The sequence below is a fragment of the Caldicoprobacter guelmensis genome (assembly GCF_016908415.1).
Lineage (GTDB): Bacteria > Bacillota > Clostridia > Caldicoprobacterales > Caldicoprobacteraceae > Caldicoprobacter > Caldicoprobacter guelmensis.
On sequence record NZ_JAFBDW010000004.1, the window covers coordinates 120,763 to 146,911 of the forward strand.

The 26,149-nt window shown below is 42.8% G+C and carries 19 protein-coding genes, 1 tRNA gene and 1 pseudogene; 19 read left to right on the forward strand and 2 right to left on the reverse strand.

Going from position 1 to position 26,149, the window contains the following annotated elements; translation table 11 throughout:
• Positions 1-98 precede the first annotated feature (98 nt).
• Positions 99-824 (forward strand): ThuA domain-containing protein, encoded by a 726-nt coding sequence (locus JOD02_RS06755; protein WP_204488146.1) that lies wholly within the window; start codon positions 99-101, stop codon positions 822-824.
• Positions 825-840: 16 nt separating this feature from the next.
• Complete coding sequence (locus JOD02_RS06760; RefSeq protein WP_204488147.1) at positions 841-1,947, forward strand: Gfo/Idh/MocA family protein; 1,107 nt, start codon at positions 841-843, stop codon at positions 1,945-1,947.
• A gap of 35 nt (positions 1,948-1,982) precedes the next feature.
• Here JOD02_RS06760 and JOD02_RS06765 read toward each other — a convergent pair whose 3' ends face one another.
• Positions 1,983-3,221 (reverse strand): MFS transporter, encoded by a 1,239-nt coding sequence (locus JOD02_RS06765; protein ID WP_204488148.1) that lies wholly within the window; start codon positions 3,219-3,221, stop codon positions 1,983-1,985.
• Between the two features lie 327 nt (positions 3,222-3,548).
• On the opposite strand from JOD02_RS06765, the gene JOD02_RS06770 reads away from it, so the two are divergent.
• The 9 genes and pseudogenes from JOD02_RS06770 to JOD02_RS06810 all read left to right on the forward strand — a co-directional run.
• Positions 3,549-4,601 (forward strand): uroporphyrinogen decarboxylase family protein, encoded by a 1,053-nt coding sequence (locus JOD02_RS06770; RefSeq protein WP_204488150.1) that lies wholly within the window; start codon positions 3,549-3,551, stop codon positions 4,599-4,601.
• A 106-nt stretch (positions 4,602-4,707) separates the two neighbouring features.
• Positions 4,708-6,519 (forward strand): cache domain-containing sensor histidine kinase, encoded by a 1,812-nt coding sequence (locus tag JOD02_RS06775; RefSeq protein WP_204488152.1) that lies wholly within the window; start codon positions 4,708-4,710, stop codon positions 6,517-6,519.
• The gene (locus JOD02_RS06780; protein WP_204488154.1) at positions 6,497-7,204 is read left to right on the forward strand and encodes a response regulator transcription factor; all 708 of its coding nucleotides are present in this window, start codon (positions 6,497-6,499) and stop codon (positions 7,202-7,204) included. The genes JOD02_RS06775 and JOD02_RS06780 overlap by 23 nt, the downstream gene beginning before the upstream one ends.
• Positions 7,205-7,331: 127 nt before the next feature.
• Positions 7,332-8,255 (forward strand): ABC transporter permease, encoded by a 924-nt coding sequence (locus JOD02_RS06785; protein ID WP_204488155.1) that lies wholly within the window; start codon positions 7,332-7,334, stop codon positions 8,253-8,255.
• Positions 8,256-8,266: 11 nt separating this feature from the next.
• Positions 8,267-9,160 carry an ABC transporter permease subunit gene (locus JOD02_RS11500; protein ID WP_204488157.1) on the forward strand — a complete coding sequence of 298 codons (894 nt, stop codon included), beginning with the start codon at positions 8,267-8,269 and terminating at the stop codon, positions 9,158-9,160.
• 50 nt (positions 9,161-9,210) lie between these two features.
• Positions 9,211-10,935, forward strand: coding sequence for an extracellular solute-binding protein (locus JOD02_RS06795; protein WP_204488159.1), 1,725 nt, complete (start codon positions 9,211-9,213; stop codon positions 10,933-10,935).
• Between the two features lie 81 nt (positions 10,936-11,016).
• Positions 11,017-12,930: an alpha-galactosidase gene (locus JOD02_RS06800; RefSeq protein ID WP_204488161.1), complete on the forward strand. Its 1,914-nt coding sequence runs from the start codon at positions 11,017-11,019 to the stop codon at positions 12,928-12,930.
• A gap of 163 nt (positions 12,931-13,093) precedes the next feature.
• A complete protein-coding gene (locus JOD02_RS06805; RefSeq protein WP_204488163.1) occupies positions 13,094-13,471 on the forward strand; it encodes an ArsR/SmtB family transcription factor in 378 nt (125 codons plus the stop codon).
• A 171-nt stretch (positions 13,472-13,642) separates the two neighbouring features.
• Positions 13,643-15,469: pseudogene (locus JOD02_RS06810) on the forward strand (heavy metal translocating P-type ATPase); the annotation flags it as partial.
• A gap of 173 nt (positions 15,470-15,642) precedes the next feature.
• Here JOD02_RS06810 and JOD02_RS06815 read toward each other — a convergent pair.
• Positions 15,643-17,442 carry an FAD-dependent oxidoreductase gene (locus JOD02_RS06815; RefSeq protein WP_204488167.1) on the reverse strand — a complete coding sequence of 600 codons (1,800 nt, stop codon included), beginning with the start codon at positions 17,440-17,442 and terminating at the stop codon, positions 15,643-15,645.
• 344 nt (positions 17,443-17,786) lie between these two features.
• On the opposite strand from JOD02_RS06815, the gene JOD02_RS06820 reads away from it, so the two are divergent.
• The 8 genes from JOD02_RS06820 to JOD02_RS06855 all read left to right on the forward strand — a co-directional run bounded on the left by JOD02_RS06820 (position 17,787) and on the right by JOD02_RS06855 (position 26,142).
• Positions 17,787-18,227: an FMN-binding protein gene (locus JOD02_RS06820; protein WP_204488168.1), complete on the forward strand. Its 441-nt coding sequence runs from the start codon at positions 17,787-17,789 to the stop codon at positions 18,225-18,227.
• 158 nt (positions 18,228-18,385) lie between these two features.
• Entirely contained in the window at positions 18,386-19,432 is a 1,047-nt protein-coding gene (locus JOD02_RS06825) for an FAD:protein FMN transferase (RefSeq protein ID WP_204488170.1), read from the forward strand.
• A complete protein-coding gene (locus JOD02_RS06830; protein ID WP_204488172.1) occupies positions 19,429-19,827 on the forward strand; it encodes a NusG domain II-containing protein in 399 nt (132 codons plus the stop codon). Before JOD02_RS06825 ends, JOD02_RS06830 begins: the two co-directional genes overlap by 4 nt.
• A gap of 10 nt (positions 19,828-19,837) precedes the next feature.
• Entirely contained in the window at positions 19,838-20,356 is a 519-nt protein-coding gene (locus tag JOD02_RS06835) for a Gx transporter family protein (RefSeq protein ID WP_204488174.1), read from the forward strand.
• Positions 20,357-20,366: 10 nt separating this feature from the next.
• Positions 20,367-21,350 (forward strand): polyprenyl synthetase family protein, encoded by a 984-nt coding sequence (locus tag JOD02_RS06840; protein WP_243426405.1) that lies wholly within the window; start codon positions 20,367-20,369, stop codon positions 21,348-21,350.
• Positions 21,351-21,528: 178 nt separating this feature from the next.
• Entirely contained in the window at positions 21,529-22,974 is a 1,446-nt protein-coding gene (proS, locus tag JOD02_RS06845) for a proline--tRNA ligase (protein ID WP_204488177.1), read from the forward strand.
• A 179-nt stretch (positions 22,975-23,153) separates the two neighbouring features.
• A tRNA-Ala gene (locus JOD02_RS06850) sits at positions 23,154-23,229 on the forward strand.
• Positions 23,230-23,325: 96 nt separating this feature from the next.
• Positions 23,326-26,142, forward strand: coding sequence for an alpha-mannosidase (locus JOD02_RS06855; protein WP_204488179.1), 2,817 nt, complete (start codon positions 23,326-23,328; stop codon positions 26,140-26,142).
• Positions 26,143-26,149 lie beyond the last annotated feature (7 nt).

Here is a 26,149-nt window from a genome sequence, read left to right on the forward strand (position 1 = left end):
GGTCGGGCTGGGGAGGTTTTTATGTCATTGTAGTGATTTTTTTGGTATAATTTGTTAAAGAGGCTATATTAAAACTCATTGAAAGGGGATGTGATGTTGTGGAGAAAAAAGCCCTTATAGTCAGAGGTGGCTGGGAAGGTCATCAGCCAGTTGAGGTTTCAGAACTATTTCGCGATATCCTTGTGGAAGAAGGGTTTGAGGTGGAGATATCTGAGACTTTAGATGCATTTTTGAATGTAGAGAAACTCAAATCGCTTCATCTTATCATTCCTGTATGGACTATGGGTAAGATTACAGACGCTCAAGTGGGCCCTGTCCTTGAAGCCGTTGCTAGTGGAGTGGGCATTGCGGGATGTCATGGGGGGATGTGCGACGCCTTCCGAGAGTGTGTTCAATGGCAGTTTATGACAGGAGGACAGTGGGTAGCTCATCCCGGCGGTGATGGAGTGGAATACATCGTTAACATTAAAAGGGGATCCAGTCCAATTGTGGAAGGGATTGATGACTTTACTGTAAGGAGCGAACAATACTATGTACATATTGACCCAGCAATAGAAGTACTTGCCACCACACGATTTCCTGTAGTGGATGGCCCTCATGTTGCCAACGGACATGTGGATGTTCCGGTTATTTGGACCAAGCGTTGGGGAAAAGGTAGGGTATTTTATTGTTCTTTAGGGCATCATGTAGATGTGCTTCAGATGGAACCTGTAAGGACTATAATGAGAAGAGGTTTTCTCTGGGCAGCTGAAGGTTACGATATTGCTATGCAGGTTAAGGATAAAGAGGGTATTTCAATTCAAGCAATAAAGAGGATGTTTTAGGGAAAGGATGGTTGAGATGAGAAAAGTAAAAGTGGGAATTGTGGGATGTGGTAATATAAGCGGTATTTATTTGAAAAACTGTAGTCAACGGTTTGAGATTTTAGAGGTTGTAGCTTGTGCAGATTTGGTTCTGGAAAGAGCGCAAGCCAGGGCAAAAGAATTCGATATTCCCAAAGTCTGCTCGGTGGAGGAACTTCTTGCCGATCCCGAGATTGATATTGTAGTCAATTTGACAGTTCCTAAAGCACACGCTCAGATATGTATAGCTGCTCTTGAAGCCGGTAAAAATGTCTATGTTGAAAAACCGTTGGCCATCACTCGTGAAGAAGGGAAAAAGATACTGGACATAGCCAAGGCTAAAGGGCTTTTAGTAGGGTGTGCTCCTGATACTTTTCTTGGGGCGGGGCTTCAAACCTGTCGAAAGTTGATAGATGATGGTTGGATAGGTGAGCCCGTTGCAGCGACGGCTTTTATGGTATGCCATGGCCATGAGAGCTGGCATCCTGATCCTGAGTTTTATTACCAGGTAGGTGGTGGGCCTATGTTTGATATGGGGCCATACTATTTGACGGCTTTGATATCCCTTATAGGTCCTATAAGGAGGGTGACGGCATCGGCTAGAATTACATTCCCCGAAAGGACTATTACCAGTCAACCCAAATATGGTACGAAGATAAAGGTAGAAACGCCTACGCATATTGCCGGCATTATGGATTTTGAAAATGGAGCTGTTGGGACTATAATAACCAGTTTCGATATATGGAATGCTAATTTGCCGCGAATAGAAATTTACGGTAGTGAGGGCACCCTCAGCGTGCCTGATCCTAATACTTTTGGTGGACCGGTGCTTGTAAGGCGACAGGGTGCGAGTGAGTGGAAAGAGATCCCTTTGACTCACGGTTATGCTGACAACAGTCGCGGCATTGGGGTGGCTGATATGGCCTATGCACTGTTGACAGGGAGACCACACAGGGCAAATGGAGAGATGGCCTATCACGTATTGGACGTCATGCAGGGATTTTTAGATGCATCGGAAAGGGGAAGCCATTATCTCGTTCATAGCTCGTGTAGTCGTCCGGCGCCATTACCCTTGGGTTTAAGCAATGGAGTACTGGATAAATAGGTTTGAAAAAAGGTCGGGATAAACACCCGATCTTTTTACTTGGTGTTTTTGAGGGTAAGCGCAAAATATGTAGAAAACACGGCGGCTATCACACTAATAATGAATAATGGAACAAATCCCCAGGTATCTGCGATGGCTCCGGCCAGATACGGGAGGAAGGTGGCTGGGAAGGTTATTAGGCTTGTCAGCACAAAATATGCAGGGCGGTTTTCCTCGTCTGTTATGTCGATGGTGTAGTTAGTATACCCCATCCATGCTCCTTTATTTATTCCGCCTAGTATGCATATGGGAACAAGGATAAATAAAGGTGACAGAAATTTATTTAATCCAAGGCTTGTCAAGGCGAGAGAAGGAAGTACAAGGTTAATAATCTGTGATGTCAGTATTACATATTTATTGCCAAGACGATGGCTGATATTTCCCCAAAATAGTCCTCCAATCAGTGAACCAATGATTTGGATGTATATGAGTGTGGAAACCTGGTTTGGAGACAAGGCAAAGGTATTTTGGCCAAACAGAATTAAAAAAGGTAAGGTCATGCCTGCAAAGCTACCTATTATCTGGGTAGCTAGCATATGCCTGTAGGCTTTGTTTTTGTTTAAAAGTTCTGGTAAGGTACAATAGTATTCCAATATATTGGAACTTTTGTGATTATCCTTTCTTGGAGCGTCTTTAACAAAAGTCATCGCTAGAGCTGACAAAAGCAAAAGGATTCCTGATGTTCCAAAAAGTACACAATATTTTCTCGTTACCGGGAGTTTAGCGTTTTGTAGCGTTATTTTAATTATAAATCCTGCTATTAAACTTCCTATGCCGCCTAACAGCTGTTGGTTACCAAGTAGTTTTCCCCGTTGGTCATCTGGGATTGTGCGGCTAAAGACATCTAACCAAGGTACCACAATGAGGCCATCGCTGGCCCATAAAAGCGCGTATATTGCCAGGAAAGCCCATGCTACTATGTATGGATTGGTTATAAACATTAGAATTGGTAACATCAGCAACGGAAGGGGTCTAAATAGAAACATTATTGTCGAGATAAAAGCCGGCATGTTCTTGATCTTGCGTACATATGGTCCAATAAAAAGTTGAGCCAATAGCGATGATGCAGATCCTGCTGTACTGGCCAGCCCTGCTAGTTGGAGGCTGTGCGTAAATGTGTGTATAAATATAGGAATTACTGAGTTAGTGTCTAAAAAAGCTAGGCCAGTAAAAAAAAGTGTTCCTTCAATCATTAGAGCATAATAATTTCTGTTATTTTTGCTGTAAAAAGACATATTCTCTACCCCTTCCCCTTCTCTTTTAAAATTTTAGAAAAAGCGCTTATTAAATTATACACTATGAATTTAGTTAAGGTAAATATGTTTGTTCTGTTTGCCAGCTCTAGTGTATAAAAAAGCTTTATTTGATATCGTATATGTTTACCATTCATGGAGATGGAAAGTTCAAAGATTTTTAAGTGTTAAACTTTAAAAATGTCTTGTAATGTTATGATATGTAGAATATTATATATATATAGCTGAAACTGTTTATTAAAAGTTAGAAAAAGGGATATAGAGCTACTAAATTACATATAATACCAATTTAGAAAAGGAGTGACAGTCATGACTTCTAAGGAGTTGATGCTAAAGACATTTCGCGGAGAAGCAACTGACCAAATACCTGTTACTCCGCATTGGTGGGGATTATATAAGTTCCAGCTGGCAGGAATTATCTCTGGGTACGAAGGAGAAGCTACTGCTTGGTCATTGTCGGGAGAAGAGCTGGCAAAGGTGGATGAACTGTTTTATGAGACGTTTAAACCGGATATGTTTCATTTGACAACGGGTGCTTCACGCGTGTCTAGGGATGAGAACTATTACCGTGAATACGATAGGCTGCTCAAAGAAGTATGCAAGCTGGAGTCAAAATCAGCTATAGACGAATTTATAAAATTAGCATATCCTACGAAAGAAGGAATACTAAATAGCGGCGTGTTTGACCACATACGAATATTATCGGAAAAATACGGAGAAGAGGTGTTTATCGCCTTAAATGAAGGCAATCCCATATGCACTGTGTTTGACAGCTATATGGGATTCGTTGAGGGTTTGACTGCACTTGCTGAGAAGCCTGACATGATGGAATACTTTATATTTCGACTATATGAAGGTTTGTTACCTAGAATGGAAGCACTGGTTGCAAGTGGAGCACACGGCTATATCGGTTCGGAGACGTACTGTTCTTGTGATATTATTTCTCCTCAGATGTACCGTGATATAGTGTTTCCGGCCCAGCAGTTCTTTTATAGGAGCATTGACAAGATGGGCTTGGTACCAATTGTTTACTTTTTAGGTGATATCAGACCCATTATTAAGGACATTAGGAAATTGGGCGTCAAAGGATTGATGGTTGAAGAGTCCAAGAAGACGTTTGTATTGGACATAGCTGAAATATACAGAATGCTTGAAGGGGAAGTTGTACTATTTGGTAATCTAGACAGCGTTTATACCCTTCTTAAGGGGACAACACAAGACGTAGAAAGGGAGACTATAAGGCAATTGGAAGCGGCTAAAGACGGGAGGTTCATCATGGCCAATGGTAGTCCTATTTGCTTTGATACCCCCGTTGAGAACATTCGTGCTATGATATCAGCAGTTAGAACTTATAGGAGATAATGAGTTGATTTGGATATGTTGCAAGAAATAAACTTTAACTAATGGTAGGTTGCTTTATTTTGGTTGATTTAGATACACCATTTGGATAAGGTGAGGCATTTTGGGTATGTATTTTAGAAGATTGATAGGTAGGTTAATAGATGCAATTGTTCCTAGGGGCATGGCAAACAAACTATTTGTTGCTATATGTATCATTGGTGCATTGTTGATATTTTCGCTGGTATTTATAGTAACCATTATTTCACAGAATTTATTGTATTACAACGCAAAAATGTTGTTGGATAATCAAGCAAAGCAGATTGTCAATACATTTGACCAGTATATGGAAATCCTTAGAAACACTGTTATGACCACCAGTAGACAAAACAGCATTAAGTCATTGATATTTAAGACTTATAGCGAGTACGGTTCTTATTTGGTATACCGTGATGCATATGCTTACTTAAAAAACATCCACGAGTTCTATGATTGGATTCATGTTTATATTGTGGTTAAAGATATAAATTATATTATGTCTTCCAATCCAGCAGATGTAACTGGCAACTATAGTAAAAAGGGGGTAACCAACCAGAAGTGGTATAAACAGCTTGAAGAAAGCCCTATAGAGTTACTGCCCCTATCCAATTTTATTCCGCCTGTATCTTCAAAGGAGGAGCATTTTGCATATGCTTTACGAGTGAGGGATGTTTATAAATGGAAGATGTATGGGTACGTCATTGCCAGCATAGATAAATCTGTCATTGGGGAGATGCTCAAAGGAACTAGTTTTAAGGAAAAAGGATTTGTTTTAGTGTTAAGGCAGGATGGAGACATTGCCTACTGCTCTCGACCGTTTATATATAATACTTCGAGGAAGGGGAATTTTTGGTCACAGTTATCAAATAAAGGCGTAATATCAATTAAAGGAAAAGGTGAATACTATTATTCATCTTGGAATTCACGGTTGACCGGGTGGAAGTTCATCACCTTTACCGACAAAGCATATGCTGACAAGCAGATTCTAAATTTTCAACTTTCGGTGGGTATTATTGCGGTTAGTACTGTAATGTTGTTAATTGTCATGGCCAAGCTGACAGCCAGGACTTATATAAAACCTATTAACAGGTTGATTGACTTTATACACGAGATTGAGAGAAAGGAATTTGCGGGGCAGATTAGCCTAGAAGCAAAGGATGAATTGGGTGACCTGATCAGATCGTTTAACGCCATGATCGCCTCTGTGCGGCAAAACCAAATTTTGCGAAAAAAGGCGCAGATATATGTGCTGCAAAAACAAATAGACCCGCATTTTCTTTTTAATACCTTGGCATCTATTAAAGCGCTGGCCCAACAGAACGATGCTAAAGGTGTTGTATCTATGATTGAAAAGCTGAGCGATATATTTTACTATAACATTAACCCTAGTGGAAGTTCCATGACAAAGGTGAGGAATGAAATAGCGCATATACAAAATTATCTTGATATTCAGCGGGTAAGATTTGGGGATAGGATAAAGGTAGTATATGAAATTGATGAGAGAGTGCTTGACTATAGCATGCCTCATATTATTTTACAGCCCATTGTGGAAAACTCTATAACTCATAGTATGGAGAATATGAAAACTGGGTACCAGCTTGAAATAAAAGTAGGCTTTGAAGAAGAAGATATTGTTTTTGTAATACGCGATAACGGAAAGGGGATTCCGGCTGATAAGCTTGACCGCTTGCGCCAGTATATATATGACACCGATGGTAAAGTCAAAACAGATGAGTTCGGCATAGGGTTGAAGAATATTCAAGAAAGGCTTTTTCTGCTTTATGGGGAAGGTTATGGCCTTACCATAAACAGCATCTTTGGGGAATATACAGAGGTGCGGATAAGAATACCGAAGTCCGAGAAAGGGGAAGATATAACCTATGTTAACGGTGCTGATCGTTGATGATGAGCCATTGGTAAGAAGCAGCGTAAGATACGCATTACAAGAAGTTGAGATAAAAACGCGCATTTTGGGAGAAGCTGAAAATGGAGAAGAGGCGCTTTTGCTTTATAAAAAAGTCTTACCTGATGTGGTCATTACCGATGTAAAAATGCCGGGCATGGATGGTTTAGCGTTGATTGAGGAGATTCGTAAAATCGATCGCGTGACTCAATTTATCATTATCAGCGGATATGCAGAATTTGATTATGCGCGGAGAGCTATGAAGTACGAAGTGCAGCATTATCTTTTAAAACCTATAAAAAGCAAGGATTTGGAAGAGGCTTTAAGACAATGTGCTGTAAGAATAAATGGCCAATATGCAGAATTATTACCACAGGCTGAACAGTTAATAAAATACATCGATGAAAATTATTCTGCTCCACTCACACTCAACATGCTGGCCCAAAAATTTAACTTCAGTCCCAAATATATCTCCAATATGATAAAGAATAAAGTGGGGTATAGTTTTATCGAGTATTTGACAAACTTGAGGATTAAGCGTGCTGTGGAGCTGCTTACAAAAACCAATATGAGCATCAAGGAAATAGCTCTTTCTGTAGGTTATGATGACCAACAATACTTTCACAGGATTTTCAAGAAAAAGACGGGTAAGACGCCGACACAATATAGAAAAGAGGTTATGTAGATAAAGTGCACATTGTAATTCTATTTGTCCAATTACAAATAATTAGAGCCATGCTATATTGTAATTAGGCGTGGCTCTAATTATTTATGTGGACTATGCCGCTTAAAAAGGAGGCTATGTAGGCGTAATGATTTTTTCTAAAGAAACACTGCGTTTGCTAAAAAAATACCGCACTATGTATCTGTTCTTGATACCAGGGGCCTTGATACTCATTATATTTGCCTATCTGCCAATGGGTGGATTGGTGATGGTATTTCAAAGGTATGACCCTGTATCGGGGTTTTTAGGCAGTAAATGGGTAGGATTTGAAAATTTCAGGCGGGTGTTTAGCTCTCCGGTGTTTGGACGTGCATTGCGAAATACACTGATTATAAGTGGGCTAAAACTCGTTATCACTTTCCCCATGCCCATTATCTTCTCATTGATGATCAATGAACTGCGAAATACCAATTTCAAGAAAACCGTGCAGACCATTATATATCTTCCTAATTTTGTCTCGTGGGTTATCGTTGCTGGTATATGGTACAGTTTGCTGTCTACAGAAGGCGTTGTCAATCAGATTTTGATAAATCTCAAGGTCATTAAAGATCCCGTTTTATTTATGCAGAGAAAGGATTTATTTTATGGCATAATTGTATTTACTGAATTGTGGAAGTCGTTGGGATACAATACTATATTTTATATGGCTGCTATAACGACTATACCAGTAGAAAATTATGAGGCCGCAATGATAGATGGTGCTAATAGATGGAAGCAGGCGGTATATATTACACTTCCAGGTATTTCTAGTACGATAGCGCTGCTGTTCATTATGCAAGTCAGTGGAATACTCAATGCCGGCTTTGATCAAATGTGGACCATGAGCAATCTGGCAGTGAGGGATATAGCCGATATTTTGGACACTGCAGTGCTGCGCACTCTAACCAGCGGGTCGGTTGATGATTTATCTATAGGAGCTGCACTGGGCATGTTCAAGTCGGTAGTTGGATTGTTGCTGTTTATAGTTACAAACTGGGTGTTCAAGAAATGTAATCAGGAGTCATTTGTATAGGGGGTGTTGTGGTGAGGCTTACCAGGGGAGAGAAAATATTTCAAGCTTTTGACATAGCCATATTGACTACATTTGCATTGCTTTGTATTTATCCGTTTATTTATGTTATTGCGCTTTCTTTCAATGACGGTATGGATGCTATGAGAGGGGGTATATATTTATTCCCGAGGAAGTTTACATTGGAGAATTATAGAAGATTATTTGAAGATAGGAGGCTGGTAGGCAGTTTCTTAATATCAGTGTTTCGTACTGTGGTAGGTGCAGCTTTGGGGGCATTGGTAAATGCCATGTTTGCGTACGGCATCAGCAAATCAGACTTACCGTTTAGGAAATTTTTCAACTGGATGATCATAATACCCATGTATTTTAGTGGGGGTATAATACCGTATTTTCTCGTTTGCAAGGCCCTGGGCTTGACCAACAACGTGCTGGTTTATGTGATCCCTTGGCTGGCCACTCCGTTTTATATAATGTTGCTTAGGATCAGCATAAAGGAACTGCCTGAGTCTCTGGAGGAGAGTGCATATATAGACGGTGCTGGATACGGCCGCATCTTTTTTAAGATAGTGCTCCCCCTGTGTTTGCCTGCAATGGCAACGGTTATATTGCTGGGAGGAATTGCACACTGGAATGACTGGCTTGATGGCACCATTATGATGAGCAATTCACGGCTGTGGCCTATGCAGACATTGCTTTTGCACATACTACAGGGTACTGATATGATGAGCTTTTTCAAGGAGAGAAATCTTTCAACGGCGGGTGGCATGATCAGAAAAATACGCATTACTCCTGAGTCATTGAAGATGGCCATGCTGGTTATAACCGTATTGCCCATATTCATGATTTATCCCTTTGCTCAAAGGTATTTTATAAGGGGAATCATGATTGGCTCTATCAAAGGCTGATACAAAAGCACAGCTTTTGTATAAAAAATTAAAAAGAAAGGGAGATGGATGTGAAGAAAGTGCTTCGTTTGTTATGCCTTGTAATAGCTTTGGTGTTAATGGCTTCCGCAATGGCTTCCTGCAGCCTGTACAGCGATGAAACGCCAAAGCATAATGATGAAAACTCTTCTACTAAAGGAGAAAATAATGGGCAGGTTCCAGAGTTGGCTTCCAAGTGGCCAGAGTTTGCCAAGCACCATGCCGAAAAAGTGACCTTTTTTGAGCAGGGGTGGACTGGGCCGGTAGAGGGACAGGACATCATTGCTCCGGAAATTGAAAGACGTACCAATTTTCGTATACTTTATGAGCCCATGACAGTGCCTACTGGGGATGACTACACGCAAAAGCTGAATTTGATGGTTGCATCTAATGAGGTACCGAACATCTTCTTTGGAGGTAACGACACATATACTCGGACTATATATGAGAAATTGGGACAAAGTGGACAGATTTGGGATATTAGTGAGATAATCAAGGATTATAAAAATCTTTATGAGCTTGTTCGGCCGGAGCTTATCCTATACAAGACAAAGGATGGCAAGAATTATTTCATTCCGACGCAGACTGGGCGTGGCTATGAAGTGTTGAATGAACCACCCCATGGGTTGTATGTCAGAAAGGATTTTTTGGATAAGCTGGGCATGGACTATCCTAGAACACCAGAAGAGCTGAGGGAATACTTGCGCCGCTGCGTGAATGAAATAAAGGTTAACGGCCAGCCGGTTATTGGTTTAGTGTTGGGAGAAAACTTATCAGGACTTGAGCAGCTTTACGAGCCATTTTTTCCGTTGATTGGCCAGCATGAGACTTACACCTTGCCTTTTGACCCCAATGATAATTGGAGGGTTAAAAATTACGAGTATAGCGCTAGTCCGGAACTGATGCAAGCTGCCAAGTATATATTCAGCTTGAAAAAAGAAGGACTGCTGGATAAAGAAGCGCTAACCATAAAGCACGCCCAATTTCAGGAGAAGGTTTCATCTGGGCTGGCATCGGCCATTACAGCGGCATGGTGGGACATGAATACGTTTAGCGATAATGCCAAGGAAGCGGTACCCGAGCTGATGTATGTAGCTCCACCTCCGATTTATGCCTCAGAGGAAATAAAGAAAAGCCGCCTAAGGGACTGGACAAACTGGGTAGGGTGCTGGTCATCGGTCATAATCAGTAAGAAAGTTGACGAAGAGACCCTGAGGCATTTCTTGGCCATGATGGATTATCTGGCAACCGAGGAAGGGCAGCTATTGGTACAAGCTGGCATTGAAGGCAAAACATATACTTGGAATGAAGAAGGCAAGTATGTTTTTACTCCAGAGTTTATTGAAAAGACAAATAACCTCGACTGGAATAAAGCTGCTGCTTACGGGGTATTCTACTATGCACAGCTGGTGTGCAATATTCCTGCAATTGCAGATAAGCAGACCACACCGCCTGCGCTGCTCAGAGAAGACAACAAGCTGAGTTGGGAGAATCGTAAGGAGGTTCGTGATCATTACAAGCCCGATATGGATCCTCCAAAGGATTACTACTTCCTGCCAGGCGAGGTTGAGACTCAGAAATTCCCAGCAATAAAAGATGCAAAATTGGAATTTTGGGCTAAGGTCTTATCGGCCAATTCAGAAGAAGAGGTTGAAAAGCTGGTAATTGAGTGGGGCAAGACCTGCAAAGAAATGGGAATTGATGAGATAATAGCCGAAAGGCAGGCCTATATCGACAATTTCAAATTGACAGAGTAAAATAATATGTAATAAAATATGAACGCTATCTCCGGCCTATTGAGCTGGGGATAGCGTTCTTTTAAGGAGGAGGGAAACGGCGTGAATCCGCTCTATAGAATTCGATATAACAATATGAACTATATGCATGAAGTAGAAAACCATACAGCTGAGAGGATGGGAGATTGCATAAAAAAGAAGTACCTACGTTTTTTGGATTGTCAGGCTAACCTCAAGATTGAGGTGGTTGCTGAAGAGGATGCTGAGTTTGACGTTACAAAATATACTGCGTATCTCTATAACAACTCCGATCAGATAGTCCGGATTTATCAATTTGACGTAGGGGTTTCTGTTAAAACAGAAAATCTAATTTTACACTACTTTACTTCAGACTGGGGTTCTGAGTTTTTCCCGCATGAGAAGCAGATAGAGAATGAGTTCTCATTTGGTTCATTATCGGGACGGTCTTGCAAAGGCTTTGAGCCATGGGCGGGTTTGGTGACGCCAGAAAAGTGCTATTCCATTGCCTTGGCCTGGTCTGGGAGTTGGAACTGTACAATAACCCCTGATCAAGATAGCTTTAGGTTTTCCATGGGTTTTTCTTATCCCGAATTTTTTACCGATGTAGTGCCGGGAGGACAGTTGGCCTCGGCATCCATATATGTAGCCTCAGGAGAATCTCTGGAGGATGCATGCCTTCAGCTACGCAGGTATTTCCGCGCGAGGCTGAGCCTGCTAAACGATGGGGGCATAGCCGATGTGCCTTTGGAGTACAATGGATGGTGGCCTTATGAGGACAAATACATTACAGAAGAGGTATACTTAGAAAATGCACGCATTGCAAAGGAATTAGGGTGTAGATATGCTGTGATGGATGCAGGCTGGTTTGGTGAAAATAAAGATGGTCAGGGTTGGTACGAGAAACGGGGCGATTGGGCTATTATAAACCAAAAAGGCTTCCCATCGGGGATGAAGGCCCTTTGTGATAATGCTAAAAAAATAGGAATACTGCCGGGGATTTGGTGTGAGATTGAAGCGGTAGGCAAGTATGCCCAGCTTAACCATACACATGGGCATATAATCGCAAAGAGGGACGGTAGATCTTTAGGCTATGTCTGTTTAGGCAGCGAAGAAGGCAGGAAATGGGCAATGTCGGTGATTGACCAGATCCTGGGCGAATATGGGGCAAAATGGATAAAGCTCGACTTCAATTTGGATCCAGCTCCAGGATGCAATGCACAAGGCCATGACCATGGTCCTGGTGATGGATTGTATGCCCACTACTTGGGATATTACCGTTTGCTGGAGGAAGTCCATAGGAAATATCCCGATGTAGTTATTGAGAACTGTTCGTCAGGTGGCCTGCGTATGGATATCGAAATGATGTCTCATACGCACTGGACGCATTTGAGCGACCCTGATTATACAGAGTTTCACCTGCAATGCTTCTGGGGCGCTCTATCTTATCTTCACCAAAGTGCCTGTTTGCATTTCAGCTGGTCTGAGGTACTTGGGGACCATAACCTGGGAATAAGAAACCCTATAACTGAGGATATGGAAAAGTATAAATTTGACTACTATATACGCGCTGTACTGATGGGAGTGCCAGGGTTTTCCTATCGGTTGCCTCAAATGCCTAAGTGGTGCTTGGAAAGGCTCAAAGAGCTTTGTGACTTTTATGCTTCAATCTACAGGGATTTCATATTAAATGGAGATGCGTACAGGTTAACCGGCCAGCCGTTGATGGGAGGCAAGGGTGAGAGATTCCCGGTATTTCAGTTTAATAGCCGTATGGGAGATGCGTTGGTGTTTGCCTTCAGGTTAAATAAGGCCAAGCAAGAGCAGATCGTGTATCCCAGAGGCTTAGTGGAGGATGCGATTTATGATGTGGTTTATCTTGATAGCCAAGAGTCCTTTACTGTGTCGGGTAGGGAATTGCAAACCAATGGTCTTGTTTTCCGGGGTATGCCCGAAGAAAGCTCAGAAGTGGTAAGAATTAACAAGCGGCAGCTTTAAAGATGACCTTGAACAGGTCATCTTTTTGTATAGAAGTTATAGAGCGGCTTGTATTTTGCAAATAGATTCGCTGTTGACAATATAAATGTCCTTTGCTAAAATTTATATATGAAAATACGTTCATATGATTTATTTTTAATTTTATAAAAAAGGAGTGTTAAGATTGGAGAGCCAGGAGCAATGCAATGAAAAGATTGATATATGTTCAGATTATATCATTCATCAGGATACCTTGAACGATATATACAAAAAGGCTTTATCCGAGGACGTTGTAAATGACCTGGCTGAGTTTTTTAAGGTGTTTGGCGATCCCACGCGGCTTCGCATACTGCATGCGCTTTCGGTAGCCGAGATGTGTGTATGCGACTTATGCGAATTTCTTGGGATGAATCAGTCTGCCGTTTCCCATCAGCTCAAAATATTGAGGCACAGCCGACTCATAAAATACCATAGAGAAGGGAGAAACGTGTACTATTCGTTGGATGACGAACACATAGGCCAGATAATGAAAGTGGGATTGCAGTATCTGATGGAAAGATAGAATCTATTTTTAAAGTAAAGGAGGTTTCGTGTGAGGTTCAACGTTATAAATAAAGACAATTGCTGTGAGGCAAAAAGCTGCAGCTGCTGTAGCTGTGGTGGTGAACTCAGCGTAAAGACAGAGCGTATTTCTGAAACCAGATTAAGGGATGGGCCTTTAGAAAATCTTGACCTGCTAGCGAGTGGTATTTTATTTGTGCTGGCGTTTCTCCCCTTATATGATTGGATAAAGATAGTGCTTTATGTAATAAGCTATTTGCTTGCAGGTAGAGAAGTCATATATAAAGCCGTAAAAAATGTTATTAAAGGGAACATGTTGGACGAAAACTTTTTGATGACAATAGCTACGCTGGGGGCTTTTGCCATCCAAGAGTTTCCTGAAGCAGCTGCAGTAATGCTGTTTTATAGAATTGGTGAATGGTTACAGGATAGTGTGGTGAAAAGGTCCAAGAGTTCAATCGCCAAGCTCATGGATATAAGCCCGCAATATGCTAATAAGGTAGTAGGGAATGAGGTGAAGCGTGTCCGTCCGGATGAGGTGGCAGTGGGCGATATCATTGTAGTCAAGCCTGGAGAGCGCATACCGTTGGATGGAATTGTCGTCAAAGGACAATCGGCTGTTGACACATCAGCCTTGACTGGCGAACCCTTGCCCAGGGATGTATTCCCTGGAGCTTCAGTCTTGTCGGGCTCTGTCAATCAGAACGGTGTCATATATGTCGAGGTTACCAGCGATTTTAATAACTCCACCACTTCAAAGATATTGAATTTAGTAGAAAAAGCCAAAAACAATAAAGCGCCTACTGAAAGGTTTATAACCAGGTTTGCAAGGTATTATACGCCAGTGGTGGTACTAGCAGCCGTGCTCATCGCCATAATACCTTCCTTGTTGTGGAAACAGCCTTTGAGCGAATGGGTATACAGGGCACTTGTATTCCTCGTGGTGTCATGCCCTTGTGCGCTGGTGATATCTATACCCGTTGGGTTCTTTGGGGGTTTGGGCGGTGCTTCTAGAAACGGCATACTAGTCAAAGGAGGGCAGTACCTTGAGGCACTTGGCAATGTCGATACCGTAGTATTTGATAAGACGGGCACGCTCACTAAAGGGGTGTTTAAAGTAGTAGCAGTGGTTCCTGCAAATGGTACGACAGAAGAAGAGCTTCTTTATTATGCTGCTTTGGCAGAGGGATTTTCTAATCATCCCATAGCCCTCTCGATAGCGGAAGCTTACAATAAACCTTTGGATCAGCAGGCAGTTGATGAACACACTGAGGTTCCAGGCCATGGTGTAAAAGTCAAGATAAATGGTAAACAGGTGCTGGTGGGAAGTGCTAGGTTTCTCAAACAGCACGGCGTAGCATGTCCAGATATTGAAGCGGGGGGTACCTGTGTGCATATATCCATAGATGGAAGTTATGCAGGGTACATTTTGATAGAAGATATGCTAAAAGAAGACGCCAAGGTTGCCGTTGACAAACTAAAACGGCTAGGTGTAAAGCGAACTGTTATGTTTACAGGGGATAGCTATCATGCCGGACTCAAAGTGGGGTACAGCCTAAATTTGGATGAGGTGCATGCCGAGCTTCTCCCACACCAAAAGGTTGAGAAATTAGAGGAATTAGAGAAGACTAAATCTTCCAAGAAAAGCAAGATAGTTTTTATTGGGGATGGCATAAATGATGCGCCTGTGCTGGCAAGGGCCGATGTAGGGATAGCCATGGGAGGGGTAGGTTCTGATGCAGCCATTGAGGCGGCCGATGTGGTGTTCATGACTGATGAACCATCTAAGCTGGTAACGGCTATAAAGATAGCCCGCCGTACAAAACGCATAGTATGGCAAAACGTCATCATGGCCCTCGGAGTTAAACTGTTGGTGCTTTTGCTTGGTGTGGCTGGTCTTGCAGGCATGTGGGAGGCGGTTTTTGCAGATGTTGGAGTAGCGGTGCTTTCTGTGCTCAATGCTTCGCGTGTAATAAAACAGCCGAGCTTTGATGGATAAAGTTGTACTGTAGGGTGGAATTAATAGTAGCACCAGTGCCAATATTGCTAAGCCAAAGATATAAAAATGCTCCAAAGAAGAAATCCAATAAAAAGGGGGCAAAGATGCATAAAAAATCTTTGCCCCCTTTTTATTCAAATTCCAATACAGTTCTCCTTGAACTCATCATGAAATTACCACTGCCAGCCCTTGAATAGATGGAAGGTCCTGTTTTTCTGGAAATATCTTACTTGATTTCTGAGGTAGGGGATCAGGTAATAATCCACTCCCAAAGACCTTCCGGCTCCGGCAAGCATGGCTACCGATGCCATGATGTACCATAAATCCGGTAACCCAGTGCTGGTGGTAGGTAGGCCAGTTGACAGCATAAAGTTTATATTCATGGCGATAGATACCAGGCCGGCGATGAAGGTGAATACTCCGAATATGAAAGCTATTCCAAGGCCAATTTCGGTGATTACTATGAGTTTCTGGAACAACAGGGCGTTAGGGTATATGACGTTTTCTACTATCCAGGCATACCATCCGGGGGTATGGTCGCTTATCAGGCTGATGACGGATGCCGATGAAGTGGTATCGGTTGCACCGCCAGGTCCCAGCATTGCCCAGTCGCCAAACCAACCGGCTTGTATCTTCTGTATACCCGATGACAGCCACATGATTCCCAGCCAAATCCTAAGCGGTACAAGCCAGAAAGTGAAGTTCCGCCTCTTTATATGTCCAATAGCCGTTTCTATGAATGGGTTATAAGTTCTTGCCTTGTACAGGAATTGGTCGTAGATATAGTCCCAAATGAGTTCTAGGCCACCTATTCCAAACAAGTAGTGCATATTTACAAGATGCTTCATGATGGTGGCCCATATACCTACCAGCAGGGGTAGACCTTTGATCTGAGCCACAGCAAAGAATGAGCCCACCGATACCATTACGCCGTGAAGTTCGGGTTTGAAAGTGCGCTTTTGTGTGCCCAAAATCTCAGCAGCGATATTTTGTGCTGCGCATTTGCCTGATTGCATGGCTGACTCCACAAGAGCCGGCAATACCTTTCCATCCTCCGTGAACTCCATTATGTCGCCGATGGCATATATATAGGGATATTCAAGGGTTTGTAGGTATTCGTTTACCACTATGCGATTACGCTTGCCTAAAGTTACTCCTAGGTCTTTTGCAAACTCGTTTGCCTCAACACCCCCGGTCCAAATGAGCGTCCTTGTGGGTATAACATCTCCTGTTTTCATGCATACCTTGTCGGGATGAACCTCGGTTATGGGCGTGTTTGTGTATACCTCTACGCCGTTTTTCTTAAAGAAGTCTACTACCTTTTTGGACAACCTTTCGTCTAATATCGGGCATATTGTGGGTAACGCTTCTACTACTGCAAGCCGCACTTCATCTTTAGGTATACCGTATTCACGGCACAGCGTGGCTGTCCATTCCATCAGCTCACCCATCATCTCTACCCCGGTGAAACCGCCGCCGCCAACGACAAATGTGAGCATCTCTTTGCGTTTATCAGGGTTTTGCTCATTTGACGCCAGTTGAAACATGTGCACTATGTGGTCGTGTATTCTTTGCGCATCATCAAGAGACCACAATGTGAATGCATGGTCCTTCATGCCAGGGATTCCAAAATATGCAGGCTGGCTCCCAGCAGCTAAAATCAGGTAATCAAAGCTGTATTCGTGGTTTGCCGATATCAGCTTTTTGTTTTTTAGGTCAGCCTTCTGTATCCTGTCGTGAACAAATTTTACTTTGGTATATTGCAAAACGTGTTCGATTGATACCTTAACCCCCTTGGGTTCAATTCTATGGCCCGCTACCTGATGTAGCTCGGTGAGCAGCGTGTGATAGGGATTCTGATCTATCAGGGTTATCTCTACATCGTTTCGCTTTTTTAGCAGTTTGTGAAGAGTTTTAGCTGCTTCCAACCCACCATACCCTGCTCCCAGTATAACCACCTGTTTGGTGGACATCGCATCTACCTCCTTTACATTATAGGGATTTGGATATATTGTATATAAAAATGTTACAAAGTTAACACTTCTCAATTTTAACATATAATTTGAATATTTAAAAGACATAAATTTATCAAGTGAAGGATATAATTTTAACAAGCATATGCCAATTTTATCGACAAATGTGCTTAAAACTAAAAAATAGAGTAATATAAGTTCTAGAAAGAGCAGGACAGCGGTAATAATCCATATTATTGGAAAAATTGGGGAGAATAAACCTATACCGACATTGAATGTATCCATGTTTTACGATACAATAATTAATGATTGAAGTTTAACAACAAAAAGGAGGAGTGAGGGAGATGAAAAAGTTACTTAGTGTGGGATTAATAGTGCTGTTAACTGTTGCTCTGTTAACAGCTTGTGGTGGCGCCACAAAGCAGGAACAAGGGACCAAAACCGCCGCTTATAAAGATGGGGTATATAAAGCCGAGGAGTCCCAGTTTGATGATCATGGTTGGAAGGGGCAGATTGAGATCAAGGTAGAAGGCGGCAAGATCACAGAGGTCAAGTATGATGAAGTGAATCAGGAAGGCAAGAAGAAGAGCGAAGATACAGAGTATCATAAGAGATTCAAAGAGCAAAAGAATGTAGACCTGTTAAAAGCCTATGAAACTTTGGAGAAGGACCTCGTTGAAAAGCAGGACCCTGATGCCGTCGATACTTATACCGGTGCCACTGGAACCACAACTAAGTTCAAGACCCTGGCGAAGGAAGCTTTGAAAGAAGCTCAGAGCAAGTAAGCATAAAAGACCTGTCGTAAGACAGGTCTTTTATTAATGTAACTAGTTGTGTTCATAGGAAAGCTTGTCAGAAAGGATATCAGGTGGTATTATATTTTTATGTTAAATTACAAGTATTACAGTCAAATCAATATTAAGAGATGGGGGTTATATATTTCTTGGCTGGATGTCAACGGTTTTATAGAGCGATGTTAGCTATATTATTGTTGTGTGTGACACTACAGGGCTGTACCAAAGTAGAGACTCTTAAGGAATACCGCAAGGATATATTTGCGCTCAATACCTGGGTGAACATACGCTTATATGCTGGGAAGGATGGCCCTACTATTCTTGACAAGGCAGTAAAGCGCATTGAAGAGATAGAGAATCGTATGAGCGTTACCATACCCGACAGCGATGTGAGCCGCATAAACAGCAACGCTGGGAAGCAACCAGTGAAAGTACACGATGATACCTTTGAGGTTATAAAAAAGGCATTGGAGTACGCTGAGCTATCCAATGGTGCCTTTGATATAACAATATATCCTATAGTAAAGCTATGGGGGATTACGTCTGAGCACCCCAGAGTACCTACAGAGGCTGAAATAAAAGATAAGCTGAAATTTGTGAATTATAAAGATGTCGTCTTGAATGAGGACCAAAAGACGGTTTATCTCGAAAAAGAAGGCATGGGTATAGATTTGGGAGCGATTGCTAAAGGGTATGCTGCTGATGAGGTAGCTAGAATTTTGAGAGAACAGGGGGTGACTCATGCACTTATAAACATGGGGGGCAATGTAGTAGCCTTAGGCGGCAAACCTGATGGTAGGCCCTGGAGAGTGGGAGTGCGTAATCCCAGGTCTGAGAATATGCAAAGCCATATCACCATCATAGAGATAATGGATGGAAGCGTTGTTAGTTCTGGGGATTATGAACGTTATTTTGAACAAGGTGGTAAGAGGTATCATCATATATTTGACCCCTCGACGGGTTATCCAGCAAACAGTGGACTTATGGCTACAACGGTGGTGGCACCAAAGTCCATCGACGCAGATGCTCTGTCCACAACTGTGTTTATCATGGGTGCTGAAAAAGGGCTTCAGTTGGTGGATAAGTTGGAAGGTATAGAAGCCCTTGCGGTCACATTCGATAAGAAGATATATGCATCAGAGGGTTTAAAGGGTAAACTGACTGTGACGGATAAGGAGTATGAACTTCAACCATGAGAGTGCCTTTAAGGGTGGGAGATTTGATAGTATATGCGTTTGCTGTCGTATTGATTGCTGTTGGTTTGTCGGGGATGTATACCATGGGGATATCCCATGATGAAAGGAAGGTAGTGGTAGAGGTAAATGGACGTGAAGTGTATTCATGTCGTGTATATAAAGGCATGGAGCCGGTAGAATTTCGGGTAAATGCCGGCAATGGACAATATAATGTTGTATTGATAACATATGAAGGGGTAAGAATAAAGGAAGCCAATTGCCCTGACCAGATTTGCGTTAAATCGGGCTTTATTCGTTTTTCGGGTCAAGCTATAGTGTGTCTACCGCATAAGGTAGTGGTTAAGATAATATCTGGACGGGAAGAAGTTCCTGATGTAGACGATATAGCGTCTTGAGGAGATAAGTATGAATGAAGTAAAAAAGATGGTCATGTTGGCGCTTATCATTTCACAGGCTTTGGTTTTGCACTTAATTGAGGGTTTTATGCCGGTTGTGGCACCAGGAATAAAGCTGGGACTGGCAAACATCATGACGTTGGTTACTCTGGTTTTTTTTGGTTTCAAGGAGGCATTAATGGTAGTGATGGTTCGTTCGATATTGGGTTCATTGCTTGCAGGCAGCTTTACGTCAATGCTTTACAGCCTGGCAGGCGGGATTTTAAGCTGTTTAACAATGGGGTTATTGTATATAAGGTGGCGTAATTATTTCAGCATAATAGGCATTAGCACGGCAGGCGCTATTTTACATAACATAGGGCAGTTACTGGTGGCGTCATGGGTATTTGGAACAATAGGTATATTGTTCACCTATTTACCAATACTTACTATTGCCGCTTTAGGTACCGGATTTTTTATTGGCTTGGTATCTAATTATGTGATTAAATATCTGGAATCTCAGAAGTGGTTTAGATGGGAAAGGGGTTAAGCGGTTGTTGATGGAAAATAAGGACAATGGATTGACTGTAAGTTATTTGGATATTGTTGGCGATGACCTTACAAAGGTCGATGAGCATATAAAAAACGTTTTATCGTCTAAACAGAAGATATTGGAATCGGCATTGAAGGAATTGCTGGAAGCGGGGGGGAAAAGGCTTCGTCCTGCTTTGGTGTTGCTTTCAGGTAAGTTTGGCAAGTATGATGAAAAAAGGCTTATTCCATTGGCAGCAGCTGTGGAGATACTTCATATGGCCACTTTAGTTCACGATGATATAATCGATGAGTCAAAAATACGGAGAGGCAGACCTACTATTCAGTCACGGTGGGGGAAAGATGTGGCTGTATTTACAGGTGATTTTTTATTTGCCAAAACCTTTTTGTTGCTTGCACACAGTACCACGGTGGAAAATATGCAGGGTTTATCCAAGGTGGTTAAGGCTGTATGTGAGGGAGAGATCGCCCAGTACCAATCGAGGTATGATAAGCATGTCACCATAAGGCAGTATTTAAAGAGAATAGGGCGCAAGACGGCGTTGCTGTTTGCGCTGAGCTGTTACATCGGAGCAAAAGAAAGCGAATGTTCTTCAAAGGTTGTACGGTGCTTGAGGGAATTTGGATTCAACTTTGGCATGGCATTTCAGATCACTGATGACCTGCTGGACTTTACGGGCAATCCCGTTAAGATGGGTAAGCCCGTAGGTAGCGATTTTATTCAGGGGGTATATACACTGCCATTGATATATGCCATTAACTCGTCATATAGGGATGAAGTCATAGGAATTTTGGATAAAGAAGATTGTGTTCCTGAGGATGTGGAACGGGTGATTGAGCTGGTGCATGCAAGCGGAGGGATTGAATATAGCAAAAATTTAGCCAGAGACTATTTAAAACGTGCCAGAACATTTATTGATGGCCTTGTATCCATTCCGGCCAAAGCGGCGCTACAGAACCTAGTGGAGGGACTTATTGAGCGGAGTTATTGATATGTGAAGCATGTGTCATATTTTTTGTAATACCTCTTATCAGAAGGTGGGTCTTTTTGGCTGAAAATCTGGCAAATATGGTTGAAAATATATATTGCTGATGCTAAAATACCAAAATAAGAAACTTAGGCAATGGTTTTAAATATAGCGCGTTTTGTGAAAGGAAGGAGCTTGGTGTATGGAAAAAAAGCAGCAGGAGTTTGTTACTCATATAACTCCCAGGGAGGAAGATTTTTCGCAGTGGTATACCGATGTGATTTTAAAGGCAGACCTAGTGGATTATGCTCCCGTAAAAGGGTGCATGGTGATCAAACCGTATGGGTATGCCATATGGGAGAACATTCAAAAAGAGTTAGATGCGCGGTTTAAGGCTACCGGTCATAAAAACGCTTATTTCCCGCTATTCATACCCGAGAGCTTGCTTAGGAAAGAAGCTGAGCATGTGGAGGGCTTTGCACCCGAGGTGGCCTGGGTGACCCGTGGTGGGAGTGAAGAGCTGGCTGAGCCTTTGGTGGTAAGGCCTACTTCAGAGACTATCATATGTGCCATGTATGCCAAATGGGTCCAGTCTTACAGGGATTTGCCTATCCTTTACAACCAGTGGTGCAATGTAGTGCGCTGGGAAAAATCGACCAGGCCTTTTTTGAGAACTGCTGAGTTCCTGTGGCAAGAAGGCCATACCGTCCATGCCACCGAAGAAGAAGCAGAAGAAGAAACGCTAAAGATTTTGGGCATTTACAAGGAATTTGCAGAAAACGTGCTGGCTATTCCCGTTGTCGTCGGTCGTAAGTCTGAGAAGGAAAAGTTTGCTGGCGCTCTACGCACTTATACCATGGAGGCTATGATGCAAGATGGCAAAGCACTTCAAGCAGGAACTTCGCACAATTTAGGTCAGCACTTTGCCAAGGTGTTTGATATCCAGTATTTGGATAGGGATGGGCAACTCAAATACGCATGGCAGACTTCATGGGGCGTATCCACTCGACTGATAGGCGCCATAATAATGGTGCACGGGGATGAGCGCGGCTTGGTACTGCCTCCTAAAGTTGCCCCTGTACAGGTAGTAATAATACCTATTGCCATGCATAAAGAGGGGGTCCTTGATAAAGCCAGAGAGATGTACAAGATAATTGCCGATGCCGGCATTCGTGTAGAAATTGACGACAGGGATACACAGACGCCGGGGTGGAAATTTAATGAGTGGGAACTCAAAGGCGTACCGATACGGCTCGAAATAGGGCCTAAGGACATAGAGAAGAACCAGGTGGTGCTGGTACGACGTGACAGCTTTGAGAAGATATCTGTACCCATGGATGGCGTTGTACAGGCTATAAACGATATGCTGGTTGATGTGCATAAGGGCATATACGACAAGGCCTTGAAAATGCGAGAGAATTTCACTCACGTGGCACATAATTTTGATGAGTTTAAAGAAGCTATAGAGGTAAAGAAAGGTTTTGTCAAGGCCATGTGGTGTGGCGAAAGGGAATGTGAGGACAATATAAAAGCCGAAACCGGGGCCACTACACGATGTATACCCTTTGAGCAGGAGCATATAGGCGATAGCTGCGTTTATTGTGGGCGCCCGGCCAAACACATGGTGTACTTTGCCAGGGCGTATTAAGCCTGCTATGAAAGTGAGCAGGGTATTTCTAGATGATACAGTAAGCTATAGGGTTAAAATAAATTCCCAGGCTGCATGAATGTCGGATTCAAGCAGCCTGGGAAAGTAAAATTTCTACTTTACAAAACGGCTGTATTGGGTTATAATATAACTCGCTGACTGATACAAGTCAATATCGTGGGGCTATAGCTCAGTTGGGAGAGCGCAACACTGGCAGTGTTGAGGTCAGGGGTTCGAATCCCCTTAGCTCCACCAGTTGTGAGACCGCCTGATGAATAAGTCAGGTGGAGTTTTTGTTTTTGGGTGTAGTTGTATAAGCATTTTTTTATATTTAAAGGGAAGGGGAGTATTATGAAACAATGTCTTAAAAGATTAGACGAAATGAGGAACAAAAACCTTGGTTATTGGGGTAGAAGGATTATATCCCAGATCGAGTATGGGCTTAAATTGTCAGAGGTAAAGGAACATCAGTTTGATGGGCTACTTGCAAGAGTCATTGATTTTGTGTACGAGGATTTCAGCAAAGAAGGTGCCATCACAAGGTCCACCTGTGAGAAAGCTGAAGAGATGATGGCAGAGCTTTCACAGGAGGCCAAGAAATTTAAAGTAATTTGCGCTGCTCACGCTCACATCGACATGAACTGGATGTGGCGCTGGGACGAGACGGTGATGGTTACCTTGGATACCTTCAGAACCGTGCTCAACCTGATGAAGGAATATCCTGACTTTACCTTTTCGCAGTCACAGGCGTCTGTGTATAAAATATTGGAGGATTACGCGCCCGAGATGCTGGAGGAGGTTAAAAGTAGGATTAAGGAGGGGCGATGGGAAGTTACAGCTTCCACTTGGGTTGAAGCAGATAAAAATATGCCCAACGGCGAGAGCATGGCTCGGCATATATTGTATACCAAGAGATACTTGTCAAGGTTACTGGATATTGACCCTGAAGTCTTGAACCTGGATTTTGAGCCCGATACCTTTGGTCATAATCAGAATGTGCCGGAAATTTTGCGTAGTGGAGGAGTTAAATATTATTACCATTGCAGGGGTTATGAAGGGCATTATCTCTATAAATGGGTAGCGCCTTCAGGTAAGTACATAATAGCATACAGAGAACCATTTTGGTACAATGCTGAGATTCGTCCAGATATGGCATTATATGTACCCAAGTTTTGTACACAACACAATTTAGATACCATGTTGAAGGTATACGGTGTGGGTGATCACGGTGGTGGGCCAACCCGTAGGGACTTGGAGCGGATCATAGATATGAATAGTTGGCCGGTATTTCCGCAGATTCGCTTTGGCACCTTTGCAGAGTTTTACAGGCAAGTGGAAAGGATTGCTGATGAGCTGCCTGAGGTGAAGGGAGAACGCAATTTCATATTCACGGGGTGTTATACCAGCCAATCCAGGATTAAGATGGCCAACCGTATCAGCGAGGCAGCGCTAAATGAGGCAGAGATGTTTAATGTGTTTTCAAGCTTTTGTGCTGGATACAGATATGATGGCAAGGCTTTTGAAAGCGCATGGCGCAATGTTCTTTTCAACCAATTCCACGACATTATTCCGGGTTCGGGGACAATAGATACCAGGGAGTATGCCATGGGGCTTTTCCAGAACACCATGGCCATAGCAGGTAGTAGGAGAAGTCTGTCTCTGCAAGCCATTGCTGCACAGATAGATACGTCAAAGTTTGTAGTATGTGAAGAGGAGGATAGGGATAGCATATCTGAAGGAGCTGGAGCGGGATTTGGCGTAGAATGGTTTAGAGTGACCCAAGCCGAGAGGGGTAGGGGTAAGACTCGCATATTCCATATATTTAATTCTGCACCGGTAGAGAGAGAAGAAGCCGCCGAGATAGTGGTTTGGGATTGGTTAGGCGACGTAAATAGGATGGTTTTTAGGGATGTGCAAGGCAATAGGGTAGAGCACCAGATTTTGGATAAGGGTTTTAATTCTTACTGGGGACACCACTATATCAGGGTGCTCATTAAGGCAAGTGTTCCTGCATGCGGCTACAATACTTACATTTTGACAGAAGATGAGAAAGTGGATACGGCATTCCCCTTCCCCAGGGATCCGCGGATAGAAGGTATAGACCAGTTTATTCTCGAAAACGATCATATAAAAGCTGTATTCAGTAGCCGTGATGCATCAATTGTATCGTTGGTAGATAAATCTACAGGAGAAGAGTTTATAAAAGGGAAACCTGCTGGCATCTTTAGGTTGATTGAAGAAGACTCAAGTAAGGGTATGACAGCGTGGGTGGTAGGGCGTCACATGAACGTGATTGACTTGACCCAAGATGTGAAGATTAAAAAGGTAATGTATGGAGCAGGCAATATCAGGCAGTCAATTGCATATGAGTGTTCTTTCAGGGATTCCAGCTTGAAGGTAACTGTTTCGCTGGATTATAACAGTCCTATGCTGCGCTATGATGTGCAGTGCGACTGGCATGAGGTAGGCAAACCTGGTATAAGCGTACCCCAGCTTAGCTTCTACATGCCTCTCGCATATGAGTGTTCGTGCTATAAGTACGATATTCCATTTGGCACAATAGAGCGAGAGGGGATGGACAGGGATGTGCCGGCCAACAGCTGGGCCTTAGGAGTGAGGAAGCAGCCGGGCGGGAAATCGGTAATGCTCGTCACGGATACCAAATACGGGTTCAGGTGTGTGGACGATTCCATGTCCATTACCTTGATACGCAGCTCTTATGATCCGGATCCTTACCCCGAGTTTGGGGTACACAAGTTCAGCTTTGCCGTCTGTCTGGTGGATAATGCCAGCAGCAAAGAGCTTATCCAGAAGGCATATAACTTCAATCATCCGTTGAGCGTTATTTCCTCTTCCGTGCACCAAGGCTTGCTGCCGGCTTTAGGCAGTTTTATGAGCCTGGAGGAAGGGGATGTGGTAATTTCGGCTGTTAAGCTGGCTGAGGACCAGGGTAAAGTAAGGCGAGTTGTGGTGAGAGCTTACGAACCTGAGGGCAAGGCGGCTAAAGTCACGCTCAGTTTGTGGAAACAGCCGGTGAGGGCTTATTATGTGGACTTAAACGAGTGTAAGATAGACAACGGCCTTAACATTTTTGTTTATGGTGAGCGTGTGTCATTTGAGGTTCAACCCTATAGCATTGCCAGCATATGCGTTGAATTTGAAGAGTAGAGGAATG

Coding starts and splice junctions, on each gene's coding strand:
- JOD02_RS06760 (WP_204488147.1), top strand. CDS start 841: ATGAGAAAAGTAAAAGTGGGAATTGTGGGATGTGGTAATATAAGCGGT.
- JOD02_RS06765 (WP_204488148.1), bottom strand. CDS start 3,221: ATGTCTTTTTACAGCAAAAATAACAGAAATTATTATGCTCTAATGATT.
- JOD02_RS06770 (WP_204488150.1), top strand. CDS start 3,549: ATGACTTCTAAGGAGTTGATGCTAAAGACATTTCGCGGAGAAGCAACT.
- JOD02_RS06775 (WP_204488152.1), top strand. CDS start 4,708: ATGTATTTTAGAAGATTGATAGGTAGGTTAATAGATGCAATTGTTCCT.
- JOD02_RS06780 (WP_204488154.1), top strand. CDS start 6,497: ATGTTAACGGTGCTGATCGTTGATGATGAGCCATTGGTAAGAAGCAGC.
- JOD02_RS06785 (WP_204488155.1), top strand. CDS start 7,332: ATGATTTTTTCTAAAGAAACACTGCGTTTGCTAAAAAAATACCGCACT.
- JOD02_RS06815 (WP_204488167.1), bottom strand. CDS start 17,442: ATGTCCACCAAACAGGTGGTTATACTGGGAGCAGGGTATGGTGGGTTG.
- JOD02_RS06820 (WP_204488168.1), top strand. CDS start 17,787: ATGAAAAAGTTACTTAGTGTGGGATTAATAGTGCTGTTAACTGTTGCT.
- JOD02_RS06830 (WP_204488172.1), top strand. CDS start 19,429: ATGAGAGTGCCTTTAAGGGTGGGAGATTTGATAGTATATGCGTTTGCT.
- JOD02_RS06835 (WP_204488174.1), top strand. CDS start 19,838: ATGAATGAAGTAAAAAAGATGGTCATGTTGGCGCTTATCATTTCACAG.
- JOD02_RS06840 (WP_243426405.1), top strand. CDS start 20,367: ATGGAAAATAAGGACAATGGATTGACTGTAAGTTATTTGGATATTGTT.
- proS (WP_204488177.1), top strand. CDS start 21,529: ATGGAAAAAAAGCAGCAGGAGTTTGTTACTCATATAACTCCCAGGGAG.
- JOD02_RS06855 (WP_204488179.1), top strand. CDS start 23,326: ATGAAACAATGTCTTAAAAGATTAGACGAAATGAGGAACAAAAACCTT.